A 22,702-nucleotide genomic window follows, 5' to 3' on the forward strand; every position below is an offset into this window, starting at 1 on the left:
GGGGAGTCAACAACCGAGAGGTGGTCAGCGATGAGGGATCTGCCGGTGGTGCTCGACGGGTTCAAGCTCACGGTGGTGGAGCCGCCCGCGCCGAAGATGCGTCAGGACGCGAACGGTGCGGAGGTGCCGGTGACCGACCGGGACGGGGTGGCGCAGTTCGTGGTGTCGCTGTTCGCGAAGCAGCTCGCGGCGCCGGGGCAGCGGGTGCCGAAGGGTGAGGAGATCAAGGTGACCCTGGCGACCGATCCGGGCGGTGACTTCGGCGAGGACGTGCGGGTGCAGCTGATCGACCCGAAGATCTCGCCGTACGCGATCGAGTCCGGTGACGGGCGCACGGTGTCGGGCATCGCGTTCAAGGCAATGGGCCTGCGCCCCGCCCACCCGACGCCGGTCCGGCGCGGCAAGGACGACGGCGAGCAGTAAGTCCGCCGGCCGCCGGACGCGGCCCAGTTTTTCCGGCCGGACACGGTTCCGGCAAATCTGAGCAATTCCGTATCGGGGACACGTGTGTCCTTTTCCGGGGAGTGAAGTGGCGATGGTGTGTGGCGAGTGCAGTGGTAGCCGGGACTGCGATGTCTGTGACGGCTACGGCGAGTCGATCGACTCAGTCGGGTGCGACAAGTGCGACGGCTCCGGGTCCTGTCCGGGGTGCTTCGGCGACGGCGTCATCAGTGAGGACACCAGTGGCGCGGTGCCGCTGGCAGGGACGGAGGTAGGGCGATGAGTGCAACGACGGTGGTGCGGCCGCGGATCACGACCGGGGTGGGGCGGCTGGTGCGGCGCCTGGAAATCGAGCGGCGCCGCTGGGCCCGCGGGGACGAGCCGGGGGTGCCGACCGAGCAGGCGTGGCGGGCCGGTGTCGCCGAGGGCCTGCGCCTGGCCCAGCTCGCGATCCGCAAGGGCGTGTGAGCCGTGGCGATCAGCGTGGGCGCGCGGGACCGGGTGAAGACGCTGCCGAAGGTCAACCGGCGCGCACTGCGTAAGTACGGGGAGTTCTGGCGGGCGTTGCAGCTGGTCGGCGATGCCCTGGCAGACGCGGAGAAGATCGCCGCCAAGACCACCGACACCCCCAAGACCCGGCGTAGCAAGAGCGCGGGCAAGGGCGTTTCGGCGAAGGCCGGCGGCTCCGGTGGGCACTGGTCGACCGCCTCGCCGGAGGAGATCAGTGCGGCGGCGAAGAAGGCGCACGGCTCGTTGCGGGTGATGGCGTCGTCGGCGAAGAAGTGGGAAGCCGAACTGATCTCGCGCGAGTGGAGGAAGTAGCCCCGTGTCGAAGGCTGTGGACCGGACCGTGGAGCAGCTGGATGCGGCGATGCGTGAACTCCGCCGGAGTCTGCACGGGATCCCGTACCGGACGGGTGGGTTCAAAAACACCCACGACAACCTCGCCCGTGATGTCGCCGTGCTGACGGTGCATCTGGATTCGGCGCGGGGCGAATTACGCGAACAGAAGTGACCACCTGTGGTGGTGGGGCGCCCGCCGAACTGATTCTTGGCGGAAACACCGGCGGGCACCCCGCTACCCGGCAACTCATTCTCGTGAGGACTGGTAGCAATGACCAAGCGTAGTAGTGGTGGCACCGCCACCCGCACCAACACCCCGACCCGTCAGCCGAGCCGTCCCGCGCGTCCGGCGGGCCGGGAGGTTCAGGCGCTGGCGTGGCTGGCCCAGCACCCCGGCTTCGTCATCGGCCCCCTGCTCGGCCTCGGCCTGACGATGACGCTCGGCCCGATCATCACCGGGGCCGTGTTCACCGCCCTCGTATTCGGCGTCGCTGCGTGGGGACGGGCGCACCCGGCCTCGTTCGACCGGTATGCCGCGCCTCGGCTGCGGGCGTCCTGGCGCCGCTGGACGATCTACCGCGGCCATCGGTGGGCCCGCCTGATGGGCGACTGCGGCCTGACCCGCGAGCACCGCGGCTCCGGCGAGCACCTGGTACCCCGCGTGCTGCGGGTCCGCTCGGCCACCGCCTCGATCGACACCGTGTACGTACGCATCGTCCGGGGTCAGGACGTCGCGTTCTGGCAGGAGAAGGCCCCCGTCCTGTGGGAGGCGCTGATCGCGCACCGGGTGGCGATCACCCGCCACAAGCCGGGCGTGGTCGCCGTGGTGATCGAGTGGGAGATGCCGTTCACCCGCACCATCCCCGCACCCCCGATCCCGGCCCGCAGCGAGGACGTGGATCTGGGCGGGGTGGAGCTCGGCGACAACGAACGCGGCGAACCCTTCACCGCCCCCGTGATCGGCGGGCACCGCCTCGTCGCTGGGGCGTCCGGCTCGGGCAAGGGCTCGCTGCTCTGGTCCACGTTGCGCGGGGTGGGCCCGTGCCTGCGCGACGGCCTCGTGCGGGTCTGGATGGTGGATCTGAAGGGTGGGGTGGAGACCGAGCAGGGCGCGCCGCTGTTTCACCGCTACGCCACCACCATGCCCGACGCCCTGAACCTGCTGACCGAGTTCCGCGACGCCATGCGTGACCGGCAGGACGACATGCGCGACCACGGCATCCGCACCTGCACCCCGTCGACGGCGACGCCGGTGGAGCTGCTGGTGATCGATGAGATGGCGATGCTCACTGCCTACGGCGACCGCACCGCCGTCCGTGACGCCCTGCGGCTGCTGGCGGAGATCATGACCCAGGGGCGGGCGTCGCTGTTCAGCGTGCAGGGCTACCTGCAGGAGCCCTCCAAGGACGTCCTGGACGTGCGCGAGCTGTTCACCCAGCGGATCTGCCTCGGCGTCACCGCCGCCTCGCACGTGGACATGGTGCTGGGTGAAGGCGCGCGGGAGCGGGGAGCGCTGGCCGATGAGATCCCCGGCGACCCGGCCCATGCCGGCATCGGGTTCGTCATCGACAAGGGCTCTCGCCTCCCGGTCCGCTTCCGGGCCGCGTTCGTCTCCGACGACGACATCACCGAACTCGTCTCCCGCTGCGCCCCGCCACCCAGCGCGGACGTCATCGACCTGCACGACAGCACCGACGACGAGGGCACCGACGGGGAGCAGGAGGTCGCGTGATGGGCACGACAACCCTCTGGGCACTGCGCACCTGGTTCAAGCTGAGCCTGCTGCTCGGGCTGCTCGTCGGCGTGGTGTGGGTCTGGTTCGGCACCGGCTCCGGCTGGTTCTGGACCGCGATCGCCGCCGCCTGCGTCACCGAGTACTACGTCGTGCGGCAGCTCGGCCGTGAGTGGTCGTGGGAGGCCCGCGCGACCTGGTGGTGGTCGGCATGAACCGCCGCCCCGTGCAGGACGCCCTGTTCGGCAACCCCGTCCTGATCGAGACGGCCGAGGACAGCCCGGCCGCGACGCAGGACCCACGCGAGGTCGCCCGCATCATCGCCCTCGCCCAGGACCCCGGGCTGCTGGTCATCGAACGCAGCGGCCGGGTGCTGCGGTCCGATCCGGCCCGGCCCGGCTGCGCCGAGGCGGTCTCCCGCCATGACGGGGACACCGTCGCCCAGCTGCTGGACTCCGGGCACCTGCGTCTCGGCGGGAACCACCACACCCACCACAACGGGCAAGAAGGCCCGGCACGGGCCGTGCTGGTCCCGAAGGCGACCCGGGACATGGTGACCCGCTGGGACCACCTCCACCCCATCCCGCAACAGCCCCAGCGGCCCACGCCCGCACCGAAGAAGCAGCCGAAGCCCAGCGGGGTCATCGCGGTCGACGTCGTCGAACCCGGCAAAGCGCTCGTGCTGATCCGGGGCACCGCGACCGGCGGGCTGATCCGCCGCGACTCCGGCCGCTACCGGATCGAGGACGACCACGACAACCACGTCGGCTACGCCTCCTCCTTCCGCGCCGGGGCCCGGATGCTCGCCCGCCACTACGGCTTGAAGCCCGGCGTCGTCGAGATCGACCACGAGCCCCAGCGCTACCAGCACGACTAACCGGCCCGGCCCCCCACATTGCTTCGTCATCCCCGGGAGGGATGCCGCCATGACGGCTGCACACACCCAGCACGACCAGCACGAGCACGATCTGTCGCACCTGCTGCGCTCACCCGGCTTCCAGGACTGGCGCCGCGCCGTCACCGCCCTGCACGGCTGCTCCGCACCCATCCACCTCACCGGCTCATCGCGGATCTACGACCGCACCACCGGCACGGTGCTGGCCGAACGCGACGGCGACGTCCTCGCCCCCTGCGGCAACCGGCGCGCCAGCGTGTGCCCGGCCTGCTCGGACCGCTACGCCTCCGACGCCTACCACCTGCTCCGCTCCGGCATGGCCGGCGGAAAAGGCGTCCCCGAATCCGCGGCCGAACACCCACGGGTCTTCGCGACACTCACCGCGCCGTCGTTCGGGCCGGTGCACACCCGCCGCGTCACCACCCGCGGGCTCGTCGTGCCCTGCCCCTGCGGCGAGAAACACCACCGCGACGACCCCCGCGTCGGCACCGCCCTCGACGGCGACAGCTACGACTACGTCGGGGCGATCCTGTGGCAGGCCCACGCCGGGCAGCTGTGGAACCGGTTCGCGATCCGGCTCCGCCGCACCCTCGCCCACCAGCTGGGCATCCGCGTCCGCGACTTCCCCAACCGCGCCCGGCTCTCCTACGCCAAGGTCGCGGAGTACCAGCGGCGCGGCCTGGTCCACTTCCACGCCGTCGTCCGCCTCGACGGGCCCGACGGCCCCACCGACCCGCCACCGCGCGGGATCACCACCGGGACCCTGCACGCCGCGATCACCGACGCCGCCCGCTCGGTCTCGGTCGTGGTCGACCGGCCCGACGGTGCGCCGATGGCACTCGCGTGGGGCACGCAGGTCGACACCCGACCGATCACCTCCACGGCGGCGGCCGCGCTCGAGAACGACGACGGGCAAATCTCGGACTCCGCGCTCGCCGCGTACGTCGCCAAGTACGCCACCAAGGGCACCGGCAAGTCCGAGGCCACCGACCGGCCGATCCGCGACATCACCCACCTCGACCACCTCAACCTCACCCCGCACCACCGGCGGCTCATCGAAACCGCCTGGGAACTGGGCGGGCGCGAGGACTACGAGGACCTGAACCTGCGCCGCTGGGCCCACATGCTCGGCTTCCGCGGCCACTTCCTCACCAAATCCCGCGCCTGGTCCACCACCTTCGGCGCCATCCGCAGCGAACGCCGCCTCTACCGGCTCGGGGAACTCCTCGCCGCCCTCGACACCCCCGCCGAGCCGGGCTCGGTGCTGGTGGTCAACGACTGGCAGGTCACCCAGATCGGCCACCGCAACGACGCCGAACGCGACATCGCCACCGGCATCGCCGAACGACACCGCGAACAGCGACGCACCCGCACCACCGAGACCGGGAGGACGTCATGACCAGCACCGAGTCCCTGACCTACACCGTCGAGCAGGTCGCCGCGCTGCTCGGGATCGCCCGCGGCGTCGCCTACGAGTCCGTCCGCAACGGCGAGATCCCCGCAACCCGAATCGGGCGCCGCTGGCTCGTCCCGCGCAAGCGGTTCCACGCCTGGCTCGACGGCGAGCCCACAGCCCGACCGAGGAAGGACGCGGCCTGATGGCTGACATCGACGACCGGTGGCATCGGAAGGGCCCGAACGGCAAGCCGGTACGGACCGCGCGTTACGGCAAGGGCTCACGGTGGATCGTCCGCTGGCGGGACCCGTCGGGGATTCAGCGGAAGAAGGCGTTCCGGCTCAAGGCCGACGCCGAGGACTTCGCGGGGACCGTCCGGCAGGAGGTTCGCACCGGTTCCTACATCGCCCCGGATGCCGGGAAGATCCTCGTAGAGGAGTGGGCGCGCCGTTGGGCCGAGGCGCAGGGCCACTTGAAGGAGTCGACGCACGCCCGCAGCGTCGGGGTGGTCCAGAACTACGTCCTCCCACGCTGGGGCCGCACTCCGCTGTCCGCGGTCACCTTCACCGAAATTCAGGTCTGGGTCACCGATCTGACGCGGAAGGGCAGCGCGCCGCGCACGGTCGCGAAGATCCTCGGGGTGTTCCGGCAGATCCTCGGGTGGGCAGTGCGCGACGGACGGCTCGTGCGGAACCCGGCTGACGGCGTCCCCGTGCCTCGGCCCGGCGAGCTGCATACACACCGGTACCTCGACCACGCCGCCGTCGCCTTGATGGCGCAGGAGTGCGGCCCGTACGGCCCGTTGATCCGGCTGCTCGCGTACACCGGACTACGGTGGGGTGAGGTCGCAGCGCTCCGGCTTCGCCACGTCGACTTGGGCAGCCGGCGGATTCACGTGGTCGCTTCCGTGACTGAGGTGAACGGGCGGCTCGTGTGGGGAACGCCCAAGACACACCAGCGCCGAGTGGTGCCGGTCCCCCGGTTCCTCGCCGCTGAGCTGGTGCCACTCGTGGAGGGTCGTGATGCCGAGGCACTGCTTTTCCGGGCACCTCGTGGCGGGGTCCTGCGGGTGCGCAACTTCCGGCGGAACGTCCTCGACCCGGTGGTGCGTAGGACCGGCCCGGCCGGGTTCCATCCGCACGAGCTGCGGCACACTGCTGCGTCTCTCGCGATAGCGTCGGGTGCCGACGTGAAGGTGGTGCAGATGATGCTGGGGCACAAGACCGCGACGATGACTCTCGACCTGTACGGCCACCTGTTCCCGGACCGGATGGACGACCTGGCCGATCGGCTCGACTCGGCGGCATGTGCCCCAAATGTGCCCCAGGACGACGACGGCGACGACGAGCAGCCGGAGACTCCCAGGTAGCCTGCACGTACGCCCTCGTAGCTCAGGGGATAGAGCACCGCTCTCCTAAAGCGGGTGCCGCAGGTTCGAATCCTGCCGGGGGCACAATTGTGATGTCTTGGGACATCACAGCGAGTGCATAGCGGGACTCGAACCTGCGACACGCGCGAGTGGTGATGACGCTCGAAGTGGACGGGGTCAGCTGGAGTCGATGTCCCGGCGACGCAGTCCGATGAGTCCGATCACGGTGAGGGCGGCGCCGAGCCCGACCAGTACCGCCACGGCTGCAGGTAGTCCGGTGCCCTCGGACAGCGGAACGGAGATCGCGGCGAAGGGGGACAGGTAACGCAGGGTGTGTGGGTCGAGGTAGCCGAACTCGCCGACGAAGTCGGCGAGGATCGCGGCGGCGAGCAGGGCCCAGGTCACCGGAGCGGCGAGACGCGGGGCCCACCCGGTCAGCGCGGCGCCGAGCCCGACGAACAGGAGACAGGCCGGCAGGTAGGCCATGCTCACCGCGAGCTGCGCGGCGCCACCGGCGATGCCGGTGCCCACGCCGAGCGCGAGCAGCACGAGCGCGGCGAGCGCGGCGGCGGCGAGCAGGTGTCCGCCGGCCCATCGTCGACGGTCGACCGGACCGCTGAGCAGCAGCTCGCCCAGGCCGCCGGTTTCCTGGGAGCGCACCCGCAAAGCGGCCGCGACCGCGCCGGCCGCGCCCACCTGGGCCAACACGTAGGTCATGAGAGACAGGAACGCCGTCACCGGGTCACTGGTCCCGCGTGAGGCGGCCAGGTCGCGGTAGGCCGGGGTGTCGAAGAGTCCGCGGCTGTTGAGTACCGCGGCACCCAGCACGATCCCGAGCACCAGCGCGGCGACGACGCCGCCGACCAGGGTTCCGCGCTGGACTCGCCAGGCGAGTCCGAACGGGCCGCGCAGGTCCGCGCCCGCGCCCGCCGGTCCCGGCCGGGCAGCGACGAGCCCGGCTCCGAGATCTCGGCGCTCGGACAGGATCGAGGCAAGACCGGCCAGCGCGAGGGCGGCCGCGACGAACAGGGCAAGGACCCACCACTGCTCACCGGCGAAGGGCCGGAGGTGTCGCAACCAGCCGAACGGGGACAACCACACCAGACCGGTCCCGCTCAGATCGCCTGCCCCGGCGACGAGCAGCAGCACCCCGGCGGCGACCAGCCCGAGCGCGCGGGCGGTGCCGGCGCGCTCGCTCCACTGCGCGACGACCGCGCCGAGCGAGGCGAACACCGCACCACCGGCGCCCAACCCGAGCCCGAACGCCAGCGACCCGGCCGCCGGGAGACCGATCGCGAGCAGCGCGAGCGCGGTCAGCACAGCCAGAACGACGTTCGCCCCGACGACCACCAGCAAGGCGGCGGCCACCGGAGCAGCTCGGCTCACGGACGCCGAACCGAGCAGTTCGGCGCGTCCGGCCTGCTCGTCGGCGCGGGTGTGCCGGACGACCAGCAGCAGACTGATCACACCGACGATCAGCAGCCCGCTGGTGCCGAACGTCTGGGCGGTCAGCGCCCCCGGCGTCGGGCCGAACAGGGGGCCTCGAAGGGCGAGCAGCGTCGGGTTGGCGCTCGTCTGGGCGACGAGCGTGGCGCCCACCTCCGGGTTCGACACCGTGGTCGTCGCGGCCGAGCCCAGCGCGATGGCCAACAGGGCGACCAGGACGACCCATGCGGCGACAACGAGCCGGTCGCGGCGCAGCGCCAGCCGGGCCAGCGCCCCGGTGCCGACCGGCACGCCGATCGACGAGCCCGCAGCGTGCGGTGCGTTCGAGGTGATCGCCGCGGTCATCGGGAGGCCTCGATCAGGGTGGATTCGGTCTGGTAGTGGGACAGGAACAGCTCTTCCAGCGACGGCGGGCGGCAGGTCAGGCCGCGCACGCCGACGTCGGTGAGAGCCCGCAGCAACCCATCGAGATGATCGGCCTCGACCCGGCAGGTGAACGTCGTGCCCACCCATTCCGGCTCGCTCACCCCGGGAAGGTCGGCCAGCCGTGGGGCTGGCGTCTGCAGCTCGGCGGTGACGATGCTGCGACGGCTGGCGCGTAGCTGCGCCAGCGGTGCGGACTCCACGACCCGGCCGGCGCGCACGATGCTCACCCGGTGGCACAGCGTCTCGACCTCGGACAGGATGTGGCTGGACAACAGCACGGTGCGGCCGCGGTCGCGTTCTCGGGCGACCTCCTCGGCGAACACGGCTTCCATCAGCGGGTCCAGACCGGACGTGGGTTCGTCGAGGACGAGCAGGGACACTGACGACGCGAACGCGGCGACCAGCGCGACCTTCTGCCGGTTGCCCTTGGAGTAGGTGCGGCACCGCTTGGTCGGGTCCAGCGCGAACCGCTCGGTGAGTTCCGCGCGGCGGGCGGGGTCGTGGCCGCCGCGCACGCGGCCGAGCAGGTCGATCACCTCGCCGCCGGTCAGGGTGGGCCAGAGCGTCACGTCGCCGGGAACGTAGGCGAGCCGCTGGTGAAGGTCCATCGCGTCGGTCCACGGGTCGCGGCCGAACAGCCGGGCGCGTCCCGAGGTGGCCCGCAACAGTCCGAGCAGTACCCGGATCGTGGTCGACTTGCCGGCCCCGTTCGGGCCCAGGAAGCCGTGCACCTCACCCCCGTCGACACGCAGGCTCAGCCCGTCCAGGGCACGGAACCGGCCGAAGGTCTTCACGAGGTCCTCGACCTCGATCACCGCCGAGCCGTCGGCGCGGTCGCGCACCGTGCTGCTCTGCGCTTGGTTTGTCACTGTTGGTTCCCCTGTTCACGAGAGACGGAGACGGGAGCGTCTGCGTCGAGGGCGCGGCGCAGGCCGTCGAACACCCCGTCGGGCAACAGCCCGGGCGAGATGATGTCGAGCGTGGCCCGGGCCATCTGAGTTCCGGCTTGTGCGGGGTCGGTCGTCTCGGTGGCCAGTAGGCGACCGATCTGCTCGTGCAGCACCAGTGCGCCCATGCGCATGCCGACCCAGACGACCGCGCGGGTGCGTCGATCGGTCAGCCCGGGTGTGTCGGCGAGGTGTGTCTCGGTGAGCTCGACCAGGCGCACGAACACCGACTCCGCCGCCGCCGAGCCATCCACCAGGGATCGGGCCAGATATCGGGTCACCGGTCGGATCGACACCCCGACCGCGTCGAAGAATCCGGGAGAGTCGGGGGCGACTTCGAGTCCGGCACCGAAGTACTCCACCGCCCGGGTGTCACAGGCCGCTCTTAGCCCGTCCTTGGTGCCGAAGTGATGCTGCACCAGCGCCGGAGACACCCCGGCGCGCCCAGCAATGCCGCGGATCGTGGCGCTGCGGATCCCGCGTTCAGCGAACTCCGCCATCGCGGCGTCGCGTATCCGGGCCCGGGCGGTCAGGTCTTCGATCGGTCGCACACGCCGCACCATACACATGTACAGCTTCAAGTACACATGAACAGCGCCAGCGGTCACCTGCTCGGGTCACGGCGAGCCGGTGACTGTCGGCAGCGGCTCACGGCACAGGTACCGGTCGAACCAGGACACGATGCGTCGCATGGAGCCACCCAGGCCGAGCTTGATGTACAGGCTCCCATCGCGTCGCACGGCAGGATGTCGAGCTGTTTGGCTCGCCCGCCCGGGCGTAGGCGGCCTGGACCTCGCCGAGCTCGTGGCAGGGGCCCGGTCCGCCGTTGGCCACGATCAACAACGGCGTCGGATCGAGGCGGTCGATGAAATCCACCGGCGCCCAGCCCAGGAGCTACTCCTGTGACTGCAGCAGCACCTCGTTGCGGAATGTCGGGTAGTACGCTCCTCGCCACGACGCATCGCACGCACCGGTCGAGCACCGCGGCCTGGATGACCACCGGTCCCGCAACTCTGCTGTCCCAGACGCCGATCCGCCGCGGACCGATGTCGCCGTGACTGTCCGCGCGGCGACACAACCAGGACACCGCGCTCCGCACGTCGACCTGCTGCTCGGGAAACAGCTGACCGCGAGGCTCGCCCCTCGCTCGCCCCGGCATCACCCCAGGCCACGGCGACGTCATCCGAGGCGGTGCCCGGTTCGAATCTGCCACCCTAGGCACTCGATAGTGCGTCGTCGAGGCGCCCCGAGTGCCAGCGCCCGGCACGAGCCTCAATACATGAAGCTTTCAGAGGGTCGCCCAGACGGTCTTGCCCACGCTGGTCCGTTCGACGCCCCACCTGGGAGCACGCAGGTCAGAGCAGCTGACTCACTCGGGAGAACCCCCGCGTGGTGTCACGTGCGGGCCACCGGACCCGTTGCCGTCGAGCGCCCGCTGACTTCGCGACCATGTCAGGCACCCCGCAGCAGCAAGACAGGAGCTTTGGTGATCTGCGTCGTGCTGCTGTCGAACACGTATAGTCCGGACACGGAATATCAGAACGCGCTGTTCACGCACATGTGCCGTCCGACCGATGCCGAGGTCCGGTCAGAGGCGATGCCGACCGTGGGTGACGCCGACCAGGGGGAGAACTATGTTGTCGACCGTGGGTGAGCCGGCAGAGGTGCACGAGGCCCGGTCCGCGCGTCGACGGGTGTCGCTGGCGCCGCCCGCCGCCCTGGTCGCAGCGCCGGGCTACGGCGCCCGGCGCCTTTACCAGGCCTACCTGGCCGCGTGGAACCGGCACGTGGACTCCGTACTGACCGGCCCGCAGTTCGCCGTGTTGACGGCAGTCCGCGCCTACCCGGACGCGGACCAGAGTTCGCTGGCCGCCGCGGTGGCGCTGGACACCTCGACGATGGCCGACGTCTGCCGACGACTCGAGCGCCGCGGCCTCATCCGGCGATACGAGGCACCGTTCGACGCCCGCGCGAAGGTGCTCACCCTGACCGACGAGGGGCAGGCGGCACTGGATGAGACCAACCGCAGGGCCAGAGCCCTGGACGAGGCGTTGCTCGCCGGCCTGAACGGCGGACGACGAGACGAGATCGCCGGCCTGCTCAACGACCTCAGCCAACGGTGGGAAGCCGTCGCGGACAGCAAGGAACTGCCCGGCCTCTAGCCCGACGAAGCTCGTCTGCGTTACGAGTAGGTGTCATCGACGCAGACTATTGCGCATCCGGATAGTACGTGTTCGGATCGTATGGCGAGGGGCCGCGATGCTCCCGCCTCGATCCAGGTTCACGAGGAGGTCAGCGCAATGGCAGCCAGCCAGTCGTTCGAGGTCACGGTGGTCGGGGGCGGACTCGGTGGCTTGTGCGCGGCGCTGTCGATGCGCCGGCGCGGTCTGCGTGTGACCGTCGTCGAGGCAGCGCCGGAGCTGGGCGAGATCGGCGCCGGGATCCAGACCGCACCCAACGCGAGCCGCATCCTGATCGGCCTCGGCCTGCGGGCCCAGCTCGAAGCGATCCGCACCCAGCCCGAGGACCAGGTCCGGCGGCGCTGGGCGGACGGCAGCATCATCGCCCAGCTTCCGCTCGGGCAACGCGTGATCGACGCGCAGGGCGCCCCGTACTGGCACTACCACCGCGCCGATCTGCACCAGGTCCTGCTCGACGCCTGCCTCGACCCGGACGGCCCCGGCCCGGTCGTCGAGGTCGCCACGGCCGCGACGGTCGTCGAACTGGACCGGACCGATCCGGAGCGCCCGGTCGCTGTGTCGGCCGACGGACGCCGGTTCACCGGCGACGTCCTCATCGGTGCCGACGGGATCCGGTCCGCGGTCCGCGATCTCGCCGGGTTCGACGACACCCTGGTGTTCTCCGGGGAGATGGCCTACCGGGCCCTGATCCCGGGGGAACTCGTGGCCGCCGACCCGGCGACCCGGTTCCTGGTCGACCGATTCCACTCGACCATCTGGTACGGCCCGGACAAGCACCTCGTCCACTACATGATCCGCGGCGGCCAGTACCTGAACGTCGTGGCGATCGTGCCGTGCACGGACACGATCGCCCGCGACTGGAGCGGCCCCGCGACCCCGGACGACCTCGCCGCCGAGTACGCGGACTGGGACGACCGCGTCCCGGCGATGCTGACCAAGGCCAAGCCCGAGGACGTCTCGGTCTGGGCGATGTACCGCCGCCGCCGCGACCCGGTGTGGGTCGATGGCCGGGTCGCGCTGCTCGGCGACGCCTGCCACGCGATGCTGCCCTACCAGGCCCAGGGCGCCTCCCAGGCCATGGAGGACGCCGCGGTGCTGGCCGAGGAGCTGGGCGGGATCACCCGGGCCGGCATCGACGAGGCGTTGTTGCGCTACGTCGATCGCCGCGCCAAGCACGCGGGCATGGTGCAGGACGCGTCGCTGCAGAACATGGACTTCTACCACCTGCCCGACGGACCCGAGCAGCGCGCGCGGGACGAGAAGCTCGCCCGCTTCGACGGCGAGTCCGACCTGTCCTACGACTGGCTCTGGCGCGGGAGCCCGCTGCGCGACCCGGACACCGAGTCCATCCACTACCAGTTCGCCCGCTGACGCGACCCCACCCGGCCCGGCCCCACCGATACCGCGACCACGCGGGATGAGGAGCTATCCACATGCGCACCGGAGATCAGATCGTCCAGGACCTGCCATGGCGATGGTCGGTGCAAGGCAAGATCTTCATCATCGGCGGGCTGGGCTACATGTTCGACGCCTGGGACGTCGCCCTCAACGGATTCCTCACCCCGCTGCTGGGCACCGAGTTCGGGCTGTCCGCCGGCCAGAAGGGGCTGGTCGCCACGGCCAACCTGATCGGCATGGCGGTGGGCGCCGTCGCCTGGGGCACGGTCGCCGACCGGATCGGCCGCAAGAAGGCCTTCAGCATCACCCTGCTGATCTTCGCCCTGTTCTCCGTGCTCGGAGCCCTGTCACCCAACATCGAGATCTTCCTCGCGCTGCGGTTCCTGGCCGGCGTCGGGCTGGGTGGCTGCATCCCGGTCGACTACGCCATCGTCAGCGAGTTCTCCCCCAAGAAGCAGCGCGGCCGCGTGCTGGCCGCGATGGACGGCTGGTGGCCGATCGGCACCACCCTCGCCGGGGTGTCGGCGACGCTGCTGGTCCCGGTCCAGGGGAACTGGCGCTGGATGCTCGTGCTGATGATCCTGCCGGCCCTGCTGTTGTTCTGGGCCCGCCGCGACGTGCCCGAGTCCCCGCTGTACCTGACCCGCAAGGGCCGGGACACCGAGGCACGCCAGGTCATCGACGACCTCGTCGCCCGCACCGGGGCAACACCCGAGCCCTACTCGATCCCCGACCCGGTCGTCGAGGACAAGCGCGGCGGAGCGCTGGCGGCGGCGGCCGATCAGCTACGCCGGATCTGGGCGTTCAACCCGAAGGTCACCGCCGTGGCCTGGTCGTTGTTCATCTCGGTGATGCTGGTCTACTACGCGGCCCTGAGCTGGATGCCCTCGATCCTGCGTGCCGAGGGCCTCGGCGAGGTGGCCGCGTTCGCCACGACGACCCTCATGAACGGGCTGGGCATCGTCGGTGTGCTGATCGCGGTGCTGGTCGTGGAGCGGCTGGGACGCAAGCGGGTGATCGGCGCCGCCGGGCCACTCGCGGCCGCCACGCTGGTCGCCTTCGCCGTGTTGCTCGGCGCGGGCGCCGTCAGCGCAGCGATCGTGGCCATGGCCGCGTTCGGTGCCTTCGCCCTGATCGTCATCCCGGTGATGTACGCCTACGTCTCCGAGCTCTACCCCACCGAGCTGCGGGCATCGGGCTTCGGGTGGGCGTCGTCGTCCAGCCGGGCGATCACCGGATTCGCACCGCTGCTGTTCGGCAGCGTCCTCTGGCCGGTCCTCGGCCTGCCGCTGACGTTCACCCTTCTGGGCGTCCTGGTCGTCGCCGCGGTGGTGTTCATGTGGCGATGCGCGCCGGAGACCGCTGGTCAGGAGCTCGACCACATCACGCCCGGCTCCAACGCGGCACCGTCGGATCAGTCGGATCAGTCGACTCCACCCACGACCATCGCGTCGTCCTGACCCGACTTGCAGGAGGCTGTCGAAGGTGAAGCCCAGCGCGTTCCGCTACCACCGCGCCCACGACGTGCCCGACGCGATCGGGTTGCTCGGTGAGCTCGACGCGGCGGGCGACGACCCGAAGGTCATCGCCGGCGGACAGAGCCTGATGCCGATGATGGCGTTCCGGCTCGCCCGCCCGGGCGCCCTGGTCGACCTCGCACCGCTGCGCCGTGAACGGGCGCTCACCGCGATCGACCACGACGAGGACGGCTCGCTCACCCTGGGCGCACTGCTCACCCATCGGCAGGTGGAGACCGGCGCCGCCGCGCTCGGCCCCGGTTTCGACGTCCTCTCCCGGGCGATGCGCTGGGTGGGGCACCTGCCGATCCGCTCGCGGGGAACCGTCGCGGGCAGCATCGTCCACGGCGATGCCACAGCCGAGTGGTGCCTGCTGGCCCTGCTGCTCGATGCCGTGATCGTCGCCGAAGGGCCTGCTCCCGCCGGCGGGACACGGACCCGGGAGATCCCGGCCGCGGAGATGTTCTTCGGGTTCTACGCCACCGCGGTCGAACCCGACGAGGTCGTCACCGCGGTGCGCTTCACCCGGCCCTCGCCGCGCGCAGCCCTCACCGAGTTCGCCCGCCGCCACGGCGACTTCGCCATCGTCGACGCCGCAGCGTCACTCGAGATCGACGACGCCCGATCCAACGGCTCCGGACCGCGCCTGGCCGGCGGCCGGATCGTCCTCGGCGGGGTCGCGCCCACCCCGGTCCGGATCGCCGACGCCGAGGCCGTCCTCGCCGGCGGGATCCCCGGGCCGGACCTGTTCGCCGAGGCCGGCGCCGCCGCCGCGGAGGCGATCGACCCGCCCGACGACGCCGCCGCCACGGCCGGATACCGCCGCCGCCTGACCCGCACCCTGGTCACCGCGGCACTGACCGATGCCTGGCAGCAGGGAGAGAACCGATGACGATCCCCACACCCGGCGCCGACCACGAGTCCGACCCCGTCGACACCGAACCGGCGCGGGCGGCGAGTTTCGACTCGGCGCGTGGCCACTGGGTCGGTGCGTCGGTGCCGCGGCGGGAGGACCCTCGCCTCCTGTCCGGCCGCGGCCGGTTCGTCGACGACATCCACCTGTCCGGGATGCTGCACGCCGGATTCGTCCGGGCCACGGTCGCCCACGCCGAGCTCACCGGAGTCGACCTGAGCGCCACCCGCGAGATCCCGGGGGTGGTCGCCGCCTACGACGCCGACGATCTCGCGCTCGGCGACATCGTGGCGCTGCTCGACCGGCCACCCGAGGAGTTCACTCCGACCACGATGCCGGTGCTGGCCCGCGGCAAGGTCCGTTTCGTCGGCGAACCGGTCGCGCTCGTCGTCGCCCGCGACCCCTACGTGGTGGAGGACGGCATCGAGGCCGCCGTCGTCGACTACGACGCGCTGCCCGCCGTCGTCGACGAGGACGGCGCCCTGGCCGACGACGCACCCGCCCTGCACGACGAGGCGACCGGCGGTCCCCTGCCCCCCAACGTGCTGCTCGACGTGTCGATGTTCGACACACCCGGCGTCGACGACACCTTCGACGCCGCCGCCCGGTCGGGCACGGTCGTCGAGGTCACCTCGCGCAGCGCGCGGCAGAACGCGCTCCCGCTCGAAACACGCGGAGTCGTCGCCTCCTGGGACGCCCGCGACGACCAGCTCCTGGTCCAGACCTGCAGCCAGGTCCCCCACCAGGTCCGCACCGTCCTCGCCCGCTGCCTGCGGCTCCCGGAGCGGGCCGTGCGCGTCACGGTGCCCGACATGGGCGGCGGCTTCGGCCAGAAGTGTGTCGTCGGCCGTGAGGAGATCGCCGTGGCGGCCGCTGCGCATCGGCTGGACCGACCGGTGAAATGGATCGAGGACCGGCGGGAGGCGCTGACCGCGGGGTTCCTCGCCCGCGAGCAGCGCTACCGCACCCGCGCGGCGTTCGACGCGACCGGCCACATCACGGCCCTCGACGTCGACGTCGTATGCGACATGGGGGCCTACTCCTGCTACCCGTTCACCGTCGGCATCGAGCCCCTGATGGCCTCGGCGGAGATGCCCAGCGTCTACCAGGTGCCCGCCTACCGGGTCCGCGGCCGCGCGATCACCACCAACAAGGCGCCCACCGCCCCCTACCGCGGTGTCAGCCGCCCCCAGTACGTCCAGGCCGTCGAACTCGTCATGGACCGCGCCGCCCGCGCGCTCGATCTGAGCCCGGTCGAGATCCGCCGCCGCAACGTGATCACAGAGTTCCCGTACACCGGCGTCAACGGCGTCACCTACGACCCCGGCACCTACCGCGAGTCACTCGACCTGGCCGAGACCACGCTGCGCGACGAGGGCTGGTACGCGCTGCGCGACCGTGCCGCCGCGGAGGGCCGCCACATCGGCATCGGGTACAGCTGCTTCTCCGAACGCACCGGCTACGGCTCGGAGGCCTTCGCCAAACGGAAGATGCAGGTGGTGCCCGGGTTCGACATCTCCGAGATCCGCATGGACACCACCGGCGCCGTCGTGGTCACCAGCGGCACGATGAACCACGGCCAGTCCCACGAGACCACCCTCGCCCAGATCGTCGCCGACCGCCTCGGCGTCGACATCGCCAAGGTCAAGCTGCGCCAGGGCGACACCGAACGCATCGCCTACGGCTGGGGCACCTTCGCCTCCCGGTCGGTGACCATCGGCGGGTCGGCCGTCTCCCTCGCGGCCGGCCGGCTCGGGGAGCTCCTCTGCCGGATCGCAGCGCACCTGCTGGAGACCCGCCCGGACAACGTCGCCCTCGACGGCGACGGCGGGGTGACCCAGCTCGACGATCCGACCCGGCGGATCTCCTTCGACGACATCGCCGACGTCGCCTATCTGCGGGCCCACCTGCTGCCCAAGGACGTCGAACCGACCCTGTCGGCGACCGCGAGCTTCGACGTCCCCGGCGACGGGACGTTCTCCAACGCCACCCACGCGGTGGTCGTCGAGATCGACCCCGGAACCGGGCAGGTCCGGTTCCTGCGCTACGCCTGCGTCGAGGACTGCGGTGTGGTCATCCATCCGAAGGTCGTCGACGGCCAGTGCCGCGGCGGTATCGCCCAGGGCATCGCCGGCGCGCTCTACGAGCAGGTGACCTACGCCGGGAACGGCGAACCGTCGGCTGCCAGCTTCATCGACTACCTCGTCCCGACCGCCGCCGAGATCCCGGACATCTCCGTCACCCACCTGGAGACCCCGTGCGCGTTCACCGAGAACGGGGCCAAGGGAGCCGGCGAGGGCGGCACGATCGGCGCACCGGCCGCGGTACTGGGTGCGCTCAACGACGCACTGCGCCACACCGGTGTCGCGATCGACGACACCCCCGTCCACCCACAGACCCTGCTGGCCGCCCTCGACGAGGCCGCCACGCGAACTCCGGAACAGGAAGGCGCCCGGTGAGCGAACGACAACTGGTCGTCCTGACCGTCAACGACACCGAGCACGAGATCCTCGTCGAACCACGCCGGACACTGTCCGACGCGCTACGCCACGATCTGGAGCTGACCGGGACCCATGTCGGCTGCGAGCACGGGGTCTGCGGGGCGTGCACCGTCCTCGTCGACGGCGCCCCGGTCCGGGCCTGCCTCATGTTCGCCGTCCAGGCCGAGGGCTCCCGGGTGACGACGGTGGAGTCCCTCGGCCACGACGGCGAGCTCAGCGACCTCCAGCAGGCCTTCAGCAGCCACCACGGACTGCAGTGCGGGTTCTGCACCCCGGGGTTCCTCATGCTCGCCGAGGGCTTCCTCGCCGACGAGCCGGACGCCGACCGCGACGCGGTCCGCGACGCGCTCTCGGCCAACCTGTGCCGCTGCACCGGCTACCAGACCGTCGTCGACGCCGTCGCCGACGTCGCGACCCGGCGCCGGACCTCAGCCTCGAAGGAGACCCGATCGTGATCCTCGACAATCACCTCGACATCCCCGCCGACCCCGACGCGGTGTTCGCTCTGATCAACGACGTCGAACGTGTGGCGAGCTGCCTGCCCGGCGCGATACTCGACGGCCAGGAGGACGACACCTACCTGGGCCGCGTGAAGTTCAAGGTCGGACCGATCAGCGCCGCCTACGCGGGGAAGATCCGGTTCACCGAGGTCGCCGCCGACGAGCGACGGCTGCGCCTGTCCGCCCGGGGAGCCGACAGCCACGGCAACGGCGACGCCGAAGCCGACGTCACTCTCACCGTGGCCCCCGCATCCGCGGGGTCGACCCTCGATCTGCACACCGACCTGGTGGTCCGCGGCAAGATCGCCCAGTTCGGCAAGGGCGCCATCACCACGGTGTCGAACAAGCTCCTCGACCAGTTCGCCCGCAACCTCGCCGCGCAGCTCCAGGCACCGCCCGACCAGAACCGACCCGGTACCGCGGAGCACGCCACGGCAGGTGGAGCAGCGGAGGCGGTCCCGACCGCGGGCGCACGGAACGGAGGATCCGGCGGCGAGTCGCTCGACGGACTGGCGATGCTGCTGCCTGCCGGCGCCGGACGCTACGCCGCGGCCGCCGGCGCGCTCGCCGTGGCGTTCTTCCAGGGCTGGTTGCTCGGCCGGGTCCGCACCCAGGACAAGCTGATCAAGGAGTTGCGGCGTGACCGCTGAGAGCCTGCACGGCGCCGACACCGACGCCACCTACGACCGCGCGGGATTCGGCGCAACGGTCCCTCGCGGACCGCGCCCTGCGCTCATCGTCGTCGACCTGACCCGCGGGTTCACCGAACCCACATTCGCCTCCGGCTCCGATCTGTCCGCCCCGGTGGCCGCCGCGGCGGCCCTGGTGGACGCCGCGCACCGCGCAGACGTGCCGGTCGTGTTCACCGCGATCAGCTACACGCCGGCCGAGGCCGACGGTGACGCCGTCGCGTGGCTCCGCAAGGCGACCGGTATGCGCGCCCTGCGCGAGGACAGCGAGGCCGTCGCGCTCGATCCCAGAATCGACCGGGTGCTCGGCGACCACCTGATCGTGAAGAAGGGAGCCTCGGCGTTCCACGGCACCGGGCTCGGCGCCCTGCTCTCCGGTCTGCACGTCGACACCGCCGTGGTCTGCGGCGCCACCACCTCGGGATGCGTACGCGCCACCGCCGTCGACGCGGTCACCGGCGGTCTCGACACGCTCGTCGTACGCGAAGCCTGCGGCGACCGCGCCGCGGGGCCGCACGACGCCGCCTTGTTCGACCTGCAGGCCAAGTACGCCGACGTGATCGACCTCCACGACGCGCTCGGCTACCTCGCGACCCACGCCGTCCGGCAACCCGCCCTGTGAGGAGACCGCCCGTGACCAGCACCGTCCCGACCGTCGAGGTGGAGCACGCGACCGCCCGGCTGCTGACCCAGCCCGCACTCGCCGACCTGGCCGAGCTGTCCGCTCGCGGAGTCACCAGCCGCTGGGTACGGACCCCCTCCGGGCACCTGCACCTGCTCGACTACGGCCCCGCCGATGCCGTACCCGTGCTGATCCTGCCCGGCATCACCAGCCCCGCGATCACCATGGACTTCCTCGCCCGCCGGCTCACCGACCTCGTACGGCCGCTCGTCCTCGACGTGCGCGGGCGCGGGCTGTCCGACAACGCCCCGACGGACGCCGCCGGCCCGCTGCGCGGCTACGACCTCGGCGCCTACGCCGACGACGTCGACGCCGTGACAGCAGGCCTCGACCTCGACCGCCCGATCCTGTTCGGACACTCCATGGGGGCGAGAATCGCCGCCGTCGCCGCTGCCCGCGGGACTCATCCTCTTCGCGGCACGGTGCTGGTCGATCCGCCCATGAGCGGCCCCGGACGCGGCCCCTACCCGACTCCGCTCGCGGCGTTCCTCGGTCAACTCGACCAGGCTCGGCGCGGCACCGACGCCGATGAGGTCGCCGCGTCCTGGCCGCTGTGGCCGCGCCGCGAGCAGTCCCTGCGGGCCCGGTGGCTGGGGTCCTGCTCGCGCACCGCGATCGTCGCCACCCACGCCGGCTTCGAGTCCGAGGACTTCTTCGCGACGTGGCCCGGCGTACCCTCCCCGACCGTCCTGCTCCGCGGCGGGGACAGCCCCGTCGTCACCGCTGCGGACGCGGCGGAGGCAGCACGAGCCCGTCCCGACGCGCAGATCGTCGATGTACCCGACGCGGGACACATGGTCTTCTGGGACCAGCCCGCCATCGGTCTGGGCGTGGCCAGGCAGGCACTGACCACGCTGCTGAGCTGACCGCACGACGACGGTGGGGCCGGTCGTCGACCGGCCCCACCGTCGTCGGTTTCAGGCCGCGTGAACCGGCATCCGGGTGACCGGCCCCGGATCGGTGACCGCACCGCTGAGCAGGTGTCCCGCTCCCGGCACCCGCGTCGCGAGCCCCAGCTCGGACAGGATGCGGAAGGTGGTCGCGGTGGCCGCGGACAGCACCGGCATACCGACGTCGTCCTGCACCGCTTCGATCGCAGGCAGCGACGGCATCTGCACACACGCCGACAGCACCAGTGCGTCCGCTCCCGACAGGTCGAGCCTGCGGTGGTGCTCCCGCAGATCAGCCGGGTCGAGACGGGCCACGGCCAGATTGTCGGGAACCTCGAGCGACAGCGCGTCGACGACCTCGATCCCGGCATCGGTCAGGTACGCGACGACGGCCGCCGTGAGTGGCTTCATGTACGGGGTCACGATCGCGACCCGCCGGGCGCCCAGTGCCGCGATCCCCGACAACAGCGCTCCGGCCGAGGACACCACCGGGGCCTGTGCACCGCCCTCGCGCAGCGCCCGGGTGATGTCGTCCTCTGCGGTGCAGTGGAAGCCCGGCCCCTGCGCCATGATCGCCACCAGGCACGCCGTCGCAACGACGTCCGGACGAGCGTCGGCGAGCTCGCTCGCAGCCCTCGTGGCCTGCGCGTTCATGGCCTGCAGCTGCTCCGGGGTCACATGCTGCATCCGGGCACGGGCCGCATGGAACACGAACCGGTCCTCCGGAAGCTCCCGCTCGCGGGCGGCGAGCATGCGGGGCAGCTCGGTCTCCATCGTCAGGTTCGAACTCGGTACGACCATCCCGATGTGATGGTCACCGCCGGCGCTCACCGCGACGACGCCGGACGCATCTCCGGCACGGTCAGCTCGCCCTTGTCGACGATCAGCTCGTCGTCGAGGAACAGGGAGTTGCCCCGCATCGGGATGTCAAAGTGACACGGCGTGTCGTTCGGACCGCCGAGCTCGTTGTTCGGGCCGATCGAGAACATCACGTTGCCGTAGAAGCTACGCAGCTCCATGCCCATCCCGCCGGGGAACTGCGTCAGGCCGTGCCAGTGCGCGCGCTCGTCGAGCCCCCAGCCGACGTGCGACATGCCGTAGCCGCGCGGGTCGTCGAAGCTGCGGATGTAGGAGGACAGCAGGTCGGCATCCAGGCTCGACCGTCCGTCGGTGCCGCGGATGTCCCGGATGAAGCCCTGCTCGATCGTCAGGGTCACCGGGGACCGGACGTAGGTGTTGAACGGCAACAGCACGTCGCCCGCGGAGAGCACGATCTGCCCGTCCACACCGTCGTCGGCCCCGCCGGTGAACACGAACGCCGCCGGCCAGTGGTCCCAGCGCCCGGGGGTATCGGTGTAGCCGTACTCCGACAACGTCGGATACACCCCGAGGCGGTAGGTCACATCCGTGCCGGCGGGGCTGGTGATCCGCATCGTGGAGGCCTTCGCGAGCAGCTCGGCACCGATCTCGACCCGCTCGCGCAGCTCGCGGGTGGGCATCAGCCGGGCCAGCAGCTCCGGGGGCTCGACCGCGGTCAGGATGCGAGTACCCGCGTCCTGGATCGCGAACTGCTCGGGGCTGAACAGCAGGAACGTGCAGTCGACCAGCATGTCGACCGACTTGAGCGCCTCCACCGCCAGCGGGATCGACCCGAGCCCGGAGTCGCCGACCGCCCACGCCCCCGACGCGTCGGCCGGCGACGGCAGGCGCAGGTGGAACGTCGCCGCGCCCAGCTGCTGGGCCGCCCACAGGAAGGCATCGGCGTACTCGGCGCGCTCGGCACCGCGGGTCAGCACCGCCACGGTCTCACCCTCGTGCACCCCGGACAGCTCCAGCTGCTGTCGGCAGATGTCGTTGAACAGATTCTGGTCCATGTCGACCACCTCCAGATACCATCCGAGCACGTACTATCCGAG

The 22,702-nt window shown here is 71.3% G+C and carries 26 protein-coding genes and 1 tRNA gene; 21 read left to right on the top strand and 6 right to left on the bottom strand.

The genetic code is table 11. From position 1 onward, the window contains the following. Positions 1–30: 30 nt before the first annotated feature. The 11 genes from ACLE50_RS17145 (at position 31) to ACLE50_RS17195 (ending at position 6,760) form a co-directional block, all read left to right on the top strand. Positions 31–423, top strand: coding sequence for a hypothetical protein (locus ACLE50_RS17145; protein WP_410944571.1), 393 nt, complete (start codon positions 31–33; stop codon positions 421–423). 297 nt (positions 424–720) lie between these two features. After that, positions 721–909 carry a hypothetical protein gene (locus ACLE50_RS17150; protein WP_410944572.1) on the top strand — a complete coding sequence of 63 codons (189 nt, stop codon included), beginning with the start codon at positions 721–723 and terminating at the stop codon, positions 907–909. Between the two features lie 3 nt (positions 910–912). Further along, positions 913–1,263, top strand: coding sequence for a hypothetical protein (locus ACLE50_RS17155; protein WP_410944573.1), 351 nt, complete (start codon positions 913–915; stop codon positions 1,261–1,263). A gap of 4 nt (positions 1,264–1,267) precedes the next feature. Continuing rightward, positions 1,268–1,456, top strand: a complete 189-nt coding sequence (locus tag ACLE50_RS17160) for a hypothetical protein (RefSeq protein ID WP_410944574.1) — start codon at positions 1,268–1,270, stop codon at positions 1,454–1,456. A gap of 99 nt (positions 1,457–1,555) precedes the next feature. Further along, positions 1,556–3,016, top strand: a complete 1,461-nt coding sequence (locus tag ACLE50_RS17165) for an FtsK/SpoIIIE domain-containing protein (protein ID WP_410944575.1) — start codon at positions 1,556–1,558, stop codon at positions 3,014–3,016. Then, positions 3,016–3,231: a hypothetical protein gene (locus ACLE50_RS17170; RefSeq protein ID WP_410944576.1), complete on the top strand. Its 216-nt coding sequence runs from the start codon at positions 3,016–3,018 to the stop codon at positions 3,229–3,231. Before ACLE50_RS17165 ends, ACLE50_RS17170 begins: the two co-directional genes overlap by 1 nt. Then, positions 3,228–3,893, top strand: coding sequence for a hypothetical protein (locus ACLE50_RS17175; RefSeq protein WP_410944577.1), 666 nt, complete (start codon positions 3,228–3,230; stop codon positions 3,891–3,893). The genes ACLE50_RS17170 and ACLE50_RS17175 overlap by 4 nt, the downstream gene beginning before the upstream one ends. A 49-nt stretch (positions 3,894–3,942) precedes the next feature. Further along, a complete protein-coding gene (locus ACLE50_RS17180; protein WP_410944578.1) occupies positions 3,943–5,310 on the top strand; it encodes a replication initiator in 1,368 nt (455 codons plus the stop codon). After that, positions 5,307–5,510 carry a helix-turn-helix domain-containing protein gene (locus ACLE50_RS17185; RefSeq protein ID WP_410944579.1) on the top strand — a complete coding sequence of 68 codons (204 nt, stop codon included), beginning with the start codon at positions 5,307–5,309 and terminating at the stop codon, positions 5,508–5,510. The genes ACLE50_RS17180 and ACLE50_RS17185 overlap by 4 nt, the downstream gene beginning before the upstream one ends. Further along, positions 5,510–6,676 (top strand): tyrosine-type recombinase/integrase, encoded by a 1,167-nt coding sequence (locus ACLE50_RS17190; RefSeq protein WP_410944580.1) that lies wholly within the window; start codon positions 5,510–5,512, stop codon positions 6,674–6,676. Before ACLE50_RS17185 ends, ACLE50_RS17190 begins: the two co-directional genes overlap by 1 nt. Before the next feature lie 11 nt (positions 6,677–6,687). Continuing rightward, positions 6,688–6,760, top strand: a tRNA-Arg gene (locus ACLE50_RS17195). A 93-nt stretch (positions 6,761–6,853) separates the two neighbouring features. On the opposite strand, the gene ACLE50_RS17200 is transcribed toward ACLE50_RS17195, so the two are convergent. From ACLE50_RS17200 to ACLE50_RS17215, 4 genes are all read right to left on the bottom strand, one after another. Next, complete coding sequence (locus ACLE50_RS17200) at positions 6,854–8,467, bottom strand: ABC transporter permease (RefSeq protein ID WP_410944581.1); 1,614 nt, start codon at positions 8,465–8,467, stop codon at positions 6,854–6,856. Next, the gene (locus ACLE50_RS17205; RefSeq protein WP_410944582.1) at positions 8,464–9,417 is read right to left on the bottom strand and encodes an ABC transporter ATP-binding protein; all 954 of its coding nucleotides are present in this window, start codon (positions 9,415–9,417) and stop codon (positions 8,464–8,466) included. Before ACLE50_RS17205 ends, ACLE50_RS17200 begins: the two co-directional genes overlap by 4 nt. Continuing rightward, positions 9,414–10,046, bottom strand: coding sequence for a TetR family transcriptional regulator (locus ACLE50_RS17210; protein WP_410944583.1), 633 nt, complete (start codon positions 10,044–10,046; stop codon positions 9,414–9,416). The genes ACLE50_RS17205 and ACLE50_RS17210 overlap by 4 nt, the downstream gene beginning before the upstream one ends. A gap of 66 nt (positions 10,047–10,112) precedes the next feature. Further along, positions 10,113–10,235 carry a hypothetical protein gene (locus ACLE50_RS17215; protein WP_410944584.1) on the bottom strand — a complete coding sequence of 41 codons (123 nt, stop codon included), beginning with the start codon at positions 10,233–10,235 and terminating at the stop codon, positions 10,113–10,115. Between the two features lie 746 nt (positions 10,236–10,981). Between ACLE50_RS17215 and ACLE50_RS17220 the strand changes: the two genes are divergently transcribed. The 10 genes from ACLE50_RS17220 (at position 10,982) to ACLE50_RS17265 (ending at position 20,762) form a co-directional block, all read left to right on the top strand. After that, complete coding sequence (locus ACLE50_RS17220; RefSeq protein ID WP_410944585.1) at positions 10,982–11,149, top strand: hypothetical protein; 168 nt, start codon at positions 10,982–10,984, stop codon at positions 11,147–11,149. After that, entirely contained in the window at positions 11,142–11,657 is a 516-nt protein-coding gene (locus tag ACLE50_RS17225; protein WP_410944586.1) for a MarR family winged helix-turn-helix transcriptional regulator, read from the top strand. Before ACLE50_RS17220 ends, ACLE50_RS17225 begins: the two co-directional genes overlap by 8 nt. Before the next feature lie 138 nt (positions 11,658–11,795). Further along, positions 11,796–13,067, top strand: coding sequence for an FAD-dependent monooxygenase (locus tag ACLE50_RS17230; RefSeq protein WP_410944587.1), 1,272 nt, complete (start codon positions 11,796–11,798; stop codon positions 13,065–13,067). A gap of 62 nt (positions 13,068–13,129) precedes the next feature. Further along, entirely contained in the window at positions 13,130–14,554 is a 1,425-nt protein-coding gene (locus ACLE50_RS17235) for an MFS transporter (protein WP_410944588.1), read from the top strand. A 25-nt stretch (positions 14,555–14,579) separates the two neighbouring features. After that, the gene (locus tag ACLE50_RS17240; RefSeq protein WP_410944589.1) at positions 14,580–15,503 is read left to right on the top strand and encodes an FAD binding domain-containing protein; all 924 of its coding nucleotides are present in this window, start codon (positions 14,580–14,582) and stop codon (positions 15,501–15,503) included. Beyond that, positions 15,500–17,983 carry a xanthine dehydrogenase family protein molybdopterin-binding subunit gene (locus ACLE50_RS17245; RefSeq protein WP_410944590.1) on the top strand — a complete coding sequence of 828 codons (2,484 nt, stop codon included), beginning with the start codon at positions 15,500–15,502 and terminating at the stop codon, positions 17,981–17,983. Before ACLE50_RS17240 ends, ACLE50_RS17245 begins: the two co-directional genes overlap by 4 nt. Then, on the top strand, positions 17,980–18,480 hold the full coding sequence (locus ACLE50_RS17250; protein ID WP_410944591.1) for a (2Fe-2S)-binding protein: 501 nt from the start codon (positions 17,980–17,982) through the stop codon (positions 18,478–18,480). Before ACLE50_RS17245 ends, ACLE50_RS17250 begins: the two co-directional genes overlap by 4 nt. Next, positions 18,477–19,175: an SRPBCC family protein gene (locus tag ACLE50_RS17255; protein ID WP_410944592.1), complete on the top strand. Its 699-nt coding sequence runs from the start codon at positions 18,477–18,479 to the stop codon at positions 19,173–19,175. The genes ACLE50_RS17250 and ACLE50_RS17255 overlap by 4 nt, the downstream gene beginning before the upstream one ends. Further along, positions 19,165–19,836: an isochorismatase family protein gene (locus ACLE50_RS17260; protein WP_410944593.1), complete on the top strand. Its 672-nt coding sequence runs from the start codon at positions 19,165–19,167 to the stop codon at positions 19,834–19,836. Before ACLE50_RS17255 ends, ACLE50_RS17260 begins: the two co-directional genes overlap by 11 nt. Positions 19,837–19,847: 11 nt before the next feature. Then, positions 19,848–20,762, top strand: coding sequence for an alpha/beta fold hydrolase (locus tag ACLE50_RS17265; RefSeq protein ID WP_410944594.1), 915 nt, complete (start codon positions 19,848–19,850; stop codon positions 20,760–20,762). 51 nt (positions 20,763–20,813) lie between these two features. Here ACLE50_RS17265 and ACLE50_RS17270 read toward each other — a convergent pair whose 3' ends face one another. Both ACLE50_RS17270 and ACLE50_RS17275 read right to left on the bottom strand, forming a co-directional pair. Then, the gene (locus ACLE50_RS17270; protein ID WP_410944595.1) at positions 20,814–21,587 is read right to left on the bottom strand and encodes a maleate cis-trans isomerase family protein; all 774 of its coding nucleotides are present in this window, start codon (positions 21,585–21,587) and stop codon (positions 20,814–20,816) included. A gap of 26 nt (positions 21,588–21,613) precedes the next feature. Further along, positions 21,614–22,660, bottom strand: coding sequence for a leucyl aminopeptidase (locus tag ACLE50_RS17275; protein WP_410944596.1), 1,047 nt, complete (start codon positions 22,658–22,660; stop codon positions 21,614–21,616). Positions 22,661–22,702: the final 42 nt, after the last annotated feature.

It is taken from the genome of Pseudonocardia phyllosphaerae, from assembly GCF_046546475.1.
In the GTDB taxonomy this organism is placed as follows: Bacteria; Actinomycetota; Actinomycetes; order Mycobacteriales; family Pseudonocardiaceae; genus Pseudonocardia; species Pseudonocardia phyllosphaerae.